This window comes from Saonia sp. (assembly GCF_056326165.1).
Map to the genome: position 1 here is coordinate 41,398 of NZ_JBWFBN010000011.1, position 7,846 is coordinate 49,243.

Here is a 7,846-nt window from a genome sequence, read left to right on the forward strand (position 1 = left end):
ATCGTTAATTTGAAAATTCTGAATCTACACCAGACGTATTCATCTTTTTAGTAGGTAGATTAGTGTGTTCTACAATATAGCTTGCCAAAAGTTTCTCTACTAATTCTTCTTTTGTAAGATGATGAAATACCGTGTGCACTTTATTTTTAAACTCGTTAGAAACGGCATGATTGGGTTTTGTTTTAAAAACTTTCTTGGCCCAAATGAGCGTGTTATTTTCATCTATTTTCTGTGCATCTGCTTTTTTGAATTTCTTAAAGGCAATACCAAGTTCATTTTCAAAATCGGCAATATCTTCAACTTCTTCCTGTTGTAAAACTGTTAGTGCAAAGCCCTTTGCCCCTGCCCTAGCTGTACGGCCGCTTCTATGAACATATACTTCATGTACATCTGGTAAATGATAATTAACCACATATGCTATTTCTTTAATATCTATCCCTCTTGCTGCTAAATCTGTTGCCACAAGAATATTAATATGACCTTCTCTAAACTGCCCCATAATTCTATCTCGAATAGGTTGAGATAAACTACCGTGCAATGCTCCCGAAGAGAATTTATTTATAGCTAAATTTTTAGCAAGCTTATTAACTGCGGCCTTTGTCTTACAAAAAACAATCCCACGTTCTCCATCTCTAGATGTTAGAAAATGCATGAGAACTTCTAATTTTTCTATGGGTTCTACCACTACATATTGATGGTCTATACCTTGGTGTCCCACTGTTTCCATATCAGCCCGTACCTCTATTACATGTTTAGACATGTAATTTTGAATAAGTTGTTTTATGGTTCCCGGCATGGTGGCTGTGAACAAAATTGTTCTTCTCTTTTTTGGCAACTCAGCTACTATTTTATCCAACCCATCTTTAAGCGCGCTTACCATTTCATCGGCTTCATCTAAAACCAAATAACCAGCTTCTTTAATATTGATGGCTTTTCGTTGCACTAAATCAATTAAACGTCCAGGAGTAGCCACTACAATATGTGTAGGGTTTGTTAAACGTTCTATTTGTGGTTTTATAGGAATACCTCCACAGGTAGATGCAATGGAAACTTTTGACATGTTGGAAGCAAAAGATTCTAAATTGGCAAAAATTTGTTGCCCCAGTTCCCTTGTAGGTGCAAGGATTACTGCTTGTACGCCTGAATTTTCTGTGTTTACCAATTGTAGCAGTGGTAAACCAAAAGCAGCAGTTTTCCCTGTACCCGTTTTTGCCAAACCCACAAAATCGTCCTTCTTTTCTAATAAAATAGGGATTGCTTTCTTTTGAATATCCGTTGGGACAGAAAAGTCTAAATCAGATAAGCTTTTTTGGAGTAGATCAGAAACCCCTAAATCAGAAAACAACTTTGACATGGTATAATTTTCCGCAAAGATAACAGTATATAAAAGGGTGGCAGTAATAAAATTAAAATAATAGGGGCTAGTTGACTAGTCTTCTGGAGGATATCCATGAATTTCTTCAAAAATAGAATCAAAATTTTGACGCAAGTAAGAATTCAATTTTTTTTGATAATCATCCTTTAACCAACTTAAGAAATTATGGGTGCTTCTACTGATACATTTTGCGTACGTCTGTATACGCTGGTCAATATCCACTTCCAATAACTTGGCCAATGCCAATGCGTCATAAACATCCTCACTATTCTCTGTACAAATCTTGGCATGTTGTGCTATAGAACGTTCCAACACAACTTTTGAAGACTCACCTCCTGCAACGGCATTTGTATAAACATCTTTAATATCAAAATAAACTTCTTCAGATTTAGAAAATTCGGCTCGAAGTTCTTCGGGCATTTCATGCCTAAAATTACCTTCTATTTCCTCATCACTTGCCAGACGTTCCATATAGAATTTTGGAGAACTAAATATAGTTTTCCAATCCAAATCGGCTCCCCAAGGTCCAAACCTGTAGTTATTGTTCCCTAAATCTATGACAGTAAACTTATTCTTATTATTTAATATCCTAGAACCACGACCTATCATTTGATAATAGAGCGTTAAGGATTTTGTTGCACGATTAAGGATAATAGTATCAATCGTGGGTTCGTCAAAACCTGTAGTCAAAATACTTACTGATGTTAAAATAGCATCCGGGGTTTCTTTAAACCATTTTAAAATCTGCTTACGTTGTTTCTTTGTAGCTGTATTGTCCAAATGCATTATGGGCAACCCAGCAGCATTAAAAGTATGGTATACGTGTATAGAGGTATTGATTCCGTTATTAAAAATCAATGTTTTTTTTCCTTTGGAATGCTTTTGATAGGCCTGTAACAGCTTATCCAACATTGCCGGACTTGAATACAGATCTTCAGAGGATTTAACTGTGTAATCGCCATTAGACCCTACTTCCAATGATGTTAGTCCCATATCATATTGAAAAACCTCTGCTCTGGCTAGAAACTCGTTTTCAATAAGATTTTCAATACTCTCCCCCACAATGAGTTCATTATAATTATCCTTCATTGGCAGTTCCTTGTTAGAACTTAAAGGTGTTGCGGTTACCCCAAGGATAAAGGATTTTTCAAAAAACTTAAAAAGTTTGGTAAAGGAATTGTAGTGTGCCTCATCTATAATGACCAATCCGATATCAGAAATATCCAACATATCATCGTTTAATCTATTGTTCAATGTTTCCACCATCGCAACAAAACAGACGAACTCATTTTGGTCATCTAAATTGGCAGTACTGTTTACCACTTTATTTAGAACACCAAAACTTGTAAGCATTTCTGAAGTTTGTCTACATAGCTCAACACGGTGTGTCATTACCAACACTTTTTTGTTGTGGTTCTTTAAATACTGACGAACAATTTCAGAGAAAATAACAGTTTTTCCACCACCCGTAGGAAGTTGATATAACAAATGGTAATCATCAGGAGCTGAGTCAAATTTTTCAAAGATTTTATCAATAGCGCCTTTCTGATAGCTATAGAGTTCTTTGTCAGTTTTTTTTTCCTGTAATTCTTGTGCCAATTCTGCCATACCATTTTTTAAGGGAGTGCAAATTTACTGTCTTTAATAAGGTTTGACGAATAATTGCAATAAAATTATGATGAACGTAAAAAAACAAGGATGTTTTACACTTTGGACTTCTTACCCAAAAACCTTGAATATCCCCTAAGTCTTTTCTTTGTATTAATAAAATATACACCTGTTAAGAGTATTACGGCGGCAATAATTGATTGAAATGTAATTTGTTCGTTTAAAAAGTACCAGCCCAAAAGCAACGCTATAATAGGGTTTACATACGTATTGGTAGCGACTTTTTCTGGAGAGACCACTTTTAATAAATAATTAAAAGAAGTAAAAGCCACTATACTACCAAAGACAATCAACAAAATCATGGATAATTGTACTTTACCACTCCATTGTGTTGGCCATGACCAGGCATCTTCATAGGATAAACTAAAAGCAGCCATTAAAATTCCACCCGTTATCATTTGGTAGCCAGTATTTACAAAGAAATTACTTGGCAATTTTGCTTTGGCAACAAAAAGGCTTCCAAATGCCCAACTAATCATGCATACAAAAATCATAATCATTCCAATGACAGCGCCTTCTTGTAGAACAATCTGTCTTTGACTTACCAAAAGATACATTCCTAAAACACCCAAAACTACACCTACATAAGACATAGGTTGTATTTTTTTACCTTCTACAATTCTCATTAAAATAAGAATGACCAAGGGTTGCCCAGAAATCAATAATGCCGCAAAACTACTATCTACATATTTTAATGCCCAAACGGCAATACCATTACCAAGTGTTAAAAATAGAAATCCAGCTATAGTTGTATTTAACAATTCCCTTTTACTAATGGCTATAGAAATACCCATTAACTTGGAAAGGATAAATATGAGAATGCCAGCCACAACAAAACGTATTGAGGCCAACATAAATGGAGGCAACTCTGTCACGGCAATTTTGTTTAACAGATAGGTGGAGCCCCAAATAACATAAATAGAAAAAAAAGCAAGAATGATGAGTGTTCTATTCTCAGTTTTACTCATAAAGATTCAAAAAAGTAAGTGGTAATAATTTGACCTTTTAGCTTCGCCTAGAACACTTAGAAAGTCTTATATTTTCTTTACACGAACGGCATTCATACCCTTCATACCTCTCTCTAACTCAAAAGAGACCTTGTCATTTTCAAAAATTTCATCAATCAAACCACTAACGTGACAAAAATATTTTTCTTGATTTTCAGAATCAATAATAAACCCAAATCCTTTAGAGGTATCAAAAAATGATACTTTTCCATTTCTTACTGGGTCAAATTCTTCCTCATCACCCTCTTCTTTCTTAGGAATTCCCAATACAATACTTTCAGCTTCAATCTCCACTTTCATTGTTGGGTCTGGCGGTGTATCCACAAGATTTCCATTAAAATCTACATAGGCCATAGGAATTCCTGTTTTCCCATTCTCTTTTGCCTCTTCTTTACGAGCCAACATCTTCTTTCTTTTTTCTTCACGCTTTTTTAAACGCTTTTTTTCTTTTTCACTCTTATTAAATGTCTGCTGTGATTTTGCCATTCGTTATTATTAGTTATACTTCTTTTACTTTAATGTTTAAAGAAGATGAAATACGAAACGAATGTTTGGAAAGAACAATGAATGTATACTTAAATTTTACCTAAAAGCTAGCTTGCAACTAAATTACTGGTTTATGTTTATCTTCTTAAACACTGCAAATATAAAATTTCCTTTTAAAAGTGCTGTTATGATATCTGTATTTATTAATCCCTTAAATTATGGAAACTTAAATAGATAGAGCACCTTCCAATACTGATACCGCTTTTCCCTTAATAATTAAGTTCCCGTTATTTAATAATTCTAGTTCCATAAAACCAGTTCTTTTGGACGCCTGAAAAGATTTCATTTTGGTTTTTCCATTTCTTTTTCCCCAATACGGAGTTAAAAAAGTATGAGTAGCTCCAGTAACTGGGTCTTCATTGGTGCCCACCCAAGGCCAAAAATATCTAGATTGAAAATCATATTCAGGATTATTAGAAGGCGAAGTAACTAAAACTCCACTTATATTGTTTGATGATTTTTTTAAAGCAACAAAATCTGGTGCCAAGTCAATCAAAAGTTGAGGGTCAGCTATTTCTACCAAAAGAATGTTATTCTCTTTATTATACTCTGCATTTACAATTTCATCTATTCCCAAAGCTGCCAAAAGTTCTTTGGGTGCTTTGGATGGCGTTGTTTCATAGGTAGGGAACTCCATAGCAATGAACTCACCATCCTTTTTTGTGACCAAATCCACTCCGCTATGAGTTATAAAGTGAATTTCCTCCAAATTGTGATTATCAAAAAGAATTTTTGCTGAAGCCAAAGTAGCATGTCCACACAATGGAATTTCTTCAAACGGAGAAAAATAGCGAATGGAATAAACGTTTTCACTTTGCTTCTTTATAAAAGCAGTCTCAGACAATCCCAATTCATGAGCTATATGCTGCATCTTTTCTTCACTAATGTTATTTTCAACAAGGCTAACTCCTGCTGGATTTCCTTTAAAAAGCTCATCTGTAAACGAATCTATTATATATGTTTTCATTGTTCTGTTGTTTAGTTATAAATTTTAATTATTTCTCCATTGTCAGTGCCTTCTAAACTTCTTACATAGCCATTTACTGCTTTGTCCATGGTAATGGCAACATGTCCAGGGAAATAATCCTGATATTTTTCGACTGCATCCTCCACCAATCCTGGGGAAACTACATTTACACGAATTCCATTTTTCATTTCCAATTTAACAGCCTTTACAAAACTATGAAGTGCTCCGTTCACCATGGCTGCACTTGTCGTCATTTTAACTGGGTCATCAGCTAAAATACCTGTGGTTAATGTTATGGAGCCTTTTTGATTGAGATAGTCCTTGCCAATTCTAACCAAATTTACCTGACCCATAAGTTTGCTTTGAAGCCCTATATGAAAATCCTCTTCGCTTAAATCATTAAAAGGAGCCCATTTAGCTTCCCCTGCAATGGATATAATGGCATCCACTTTGCCTATATCCTCAAACATCTTTAATATAGACTTGGAATTCTTTATGTCAACTTGTATGTCTCCCTTTTTTCTTCCAGCAATTACAACTTCATGTTTCTTTTTAAAATGAGATGATACCTTGTTGCCAATTGTCCCGTTCCCTCCTATTATTATTATTTTCATATTTTTTTATTAATCTATTTATCTAGAATTATAGATATATGCATTTAAAAAATTACAGCTCCCTGCTCAGGGATTTAATATATTCTGCAATTACTTCTTCATTTCTTTTATAATAAGTCCATTTACCATGCCTAGTAGGAATTAATAAATTGGCATTCTGCATCATTGTTAAATATGTTGATGTGGCAGATTGGGACAAACCAGCCTTGTCCTGTATATTACCCACACATACTCCATCCTCAAAACCATCAATATCTTTATGTGGTGGGAAGTTCTTCTCTGGTTCCTTAAGCCACTTTAATATATTGACTCTGGTTACATTAGAGAGTACTTTACTAATTTCTATAATATCCATGGTGCAAATATACAAATTATATTTATATATCCAGATTTATAGATATGTTATTTTAAAACGAATAAAATCAGCAGATTAACTTCTCTATTCAAATTAAATCAAACTATTTTCATACATTGAAAACAAAAAAAGTATGCTCAAAAAATTACTCCTAATTCTATTTGTGGCTTTTAATCAATTAAACGCTCAAGAACAACCTATTAAAATTGAGGTAAAAGAATTACCCAATCGGTTGGCATTCTATGGTTTAAATGAAACTGATACCGATTATGATGTTTTATTTAAGGTAAAAGGTTCTAATTTTAGACAAAGTGCCGCTCCTCCCCGATTGATACGAATACCCGCTACTTCCAAAGTACACTTAAAGACCATTGTGTTGTTTAGGGATAAGAAACCGACTTACTCCTATGAAATTACTGCAAATGATAGTTTATCTAGACGTTCAGTAAAAAAGGAATTCACTATTATTAAAGTACCACCAAAAAAGATACAGCCTAAAAAACATGTTACTGTGTATCTAACCAATGATTGTGAAGCGTGTACGACGCTAGTAGATTCCTTAACGACCAATAACTACATATTTAGACATTATAACCTAAACGAAAAACCAAATATAAAAGAACAATTGGGCAAAGCTTATGGTTCCGGTGTACAATTGGACTCACTTAAAACCCCTATCCTAAATATAGGTGGCCGGTTATATAAAGGAATAGAAAATTTTGAAGAGTTATTAGTAGAATTAAACAAAGAATAAGCCAAATTAATTTAGTTTCTACATACCACCAAAGTACCTATTTTGACTTTTCTGCCACATTCTCAAAAATATATATGTTAAATATTTAAAAATTATAATTATTTTAAATATCTATTAATCAATTAGTTATACATTTTTTGTAATATTGAAATTGTTAAATTTTGTTTAAAACAGTACTATTTATTACATAGTACTGTAACAAAACATAATTGTTCTCGTCTTATAGATATAAAACAATTATTTATAACAATTTAAAAACAATATATTATGAGAACTTTTATCAATCACACACCAACAGAATCAAGAAGACATTCTTACTTTTCTAACTTTAGAAATAGCAAAAGAGTACAATGGTCAGAAAGTAGAAATCATACCCATTAGGTATAACGAATCAATCAAAAAATTCATCATCAATCAAAAAAAACAACATCATGAGAACTTTTATCAATCACACACCGACAGAATCAAGAAGACATTCATTTTTCTCAACTTTTAAGGACAGCAAAAGAGTACGCTGGTCAGAGAATAGAAATCACACACATTAAGAGTTGGGTTAAATT

8 protein-coding genes are annotated in these 7,846 nt (G+C 33.4%); 1 reads left to right on the forward strand and 7 read right to left on the reverse strand.

The genetic code is table 11. The annotated features are described in order from the left end of the window. Positions 1 to 4: 4 nt before the first annotated feature. From AC000W_RS10850 to AC000W_RS10880, 7 genes are all read right to left on the reverse strand, one after another. A complete protein-coding gene (locus tag AC000W_RS10850) occupies positions 5 to 1,354 on the reverse strand; it encodes a DEAD/DEAH box helicase (RefSeq protein ID WP_474748246.1) in 1,350 nt (449 codons plus the stop codon). Positions 1,355 to 1,429: 75 nt separating this feature from the next. Beyond that, positions 1,430 to 2,983: a DEAD/DEAH box helicase gene (locus tag AC000W_RS10855; protein ID WP_474748248.1), complete on the reverse strand. Its 1,554-nt coding sequence runs from the start codon at positions 2,981 to 2,983 to the stop codon at positions 1,430 to 1,432. Between the two features lie 95 nt (positions 2,984 to 3,078). Beyond that, the gene (locus tag AC000W_RS10860) at positions 3,079 to 4,011 is read right to left on the reverse strand and encodes an EamA family transporter (protein WP_474748250.1); all 933 of its coding nucleotides are present in this window, start codon (positions 4,009 to 4,011) and stop codon (positions 3,079 to 3,081) included. A 66-nt stretch (positions 4,012 to 4,077) separates the two neighbouring features. Beyond that, positions 4,078 to 4,536 carry a cold-shock protein gene (locus AC000W_RS10865; RefSeq protein WP_474748252.1) on the reverse strand — a complete coding sequence of 153 codons (459 nt, stop codon included), beginning with the start codon at positions 4,534 to 4,536 and terminating at the stop codon, positions 4,078 to 4,080. Between the two features lie 226 nt (positions 4,537 to 4,762). Further along, positions 4,763 to 5,563, reverse strand: a complete 801-nt coding sequence (locus AC000W_RS10870; protein WP_474748254.1) for a PhzF family phenazine biosynthesis protein — start codon at positions 5,561 to 5,563, stop codon at positions 4,763 to 4,765. An 11-nt stretch (positions 5,564 to 5,574) separates the two neighbouring features. After that, on the reverse strand, positions 5,575 to 6,177 hold the full coding sequence (locus tag AC000W_RS10875) for a short chain dehydrogenase (RefSeq protein ID WP_474748256.1): 603 nt from the start codon (positions 6,175 to 6,177) through the stop codon (positions 5,575 to 5,577). Between the two features lie 52 nt (positions 6,178 to 6,229). Beyond that, positions 6,230 to 6,532, reverse strand: a complete 303-nt coding sequence (locus AC000W_RS10880; protein ID WP_474748258.1) for an ArsR/SmtB family transcription factor — start codon at positions 6,530 to 6,532, stop codon at positions 6,230 to 6,232. A gap of 133 nt (positions 6,533 to 6,665) precedes the next feature. Here AC000W_RS10880 and AC000W_RS10885 point away from each other — a divergent pair, with 133 nt between their 5' ends. Continuing rightward, positions 6,666 to 7,286, forward strand: coding sequence for a hypothetical protein (locus AC000W_RS10885; protein WP_474748260.1), 621 nt, complete (start codon positions 6,666 to 6,668; stop codon positions 7,284 to 7,286). Positions 7,287 to 7,846 lie beyond the last annotated feature (560 nt).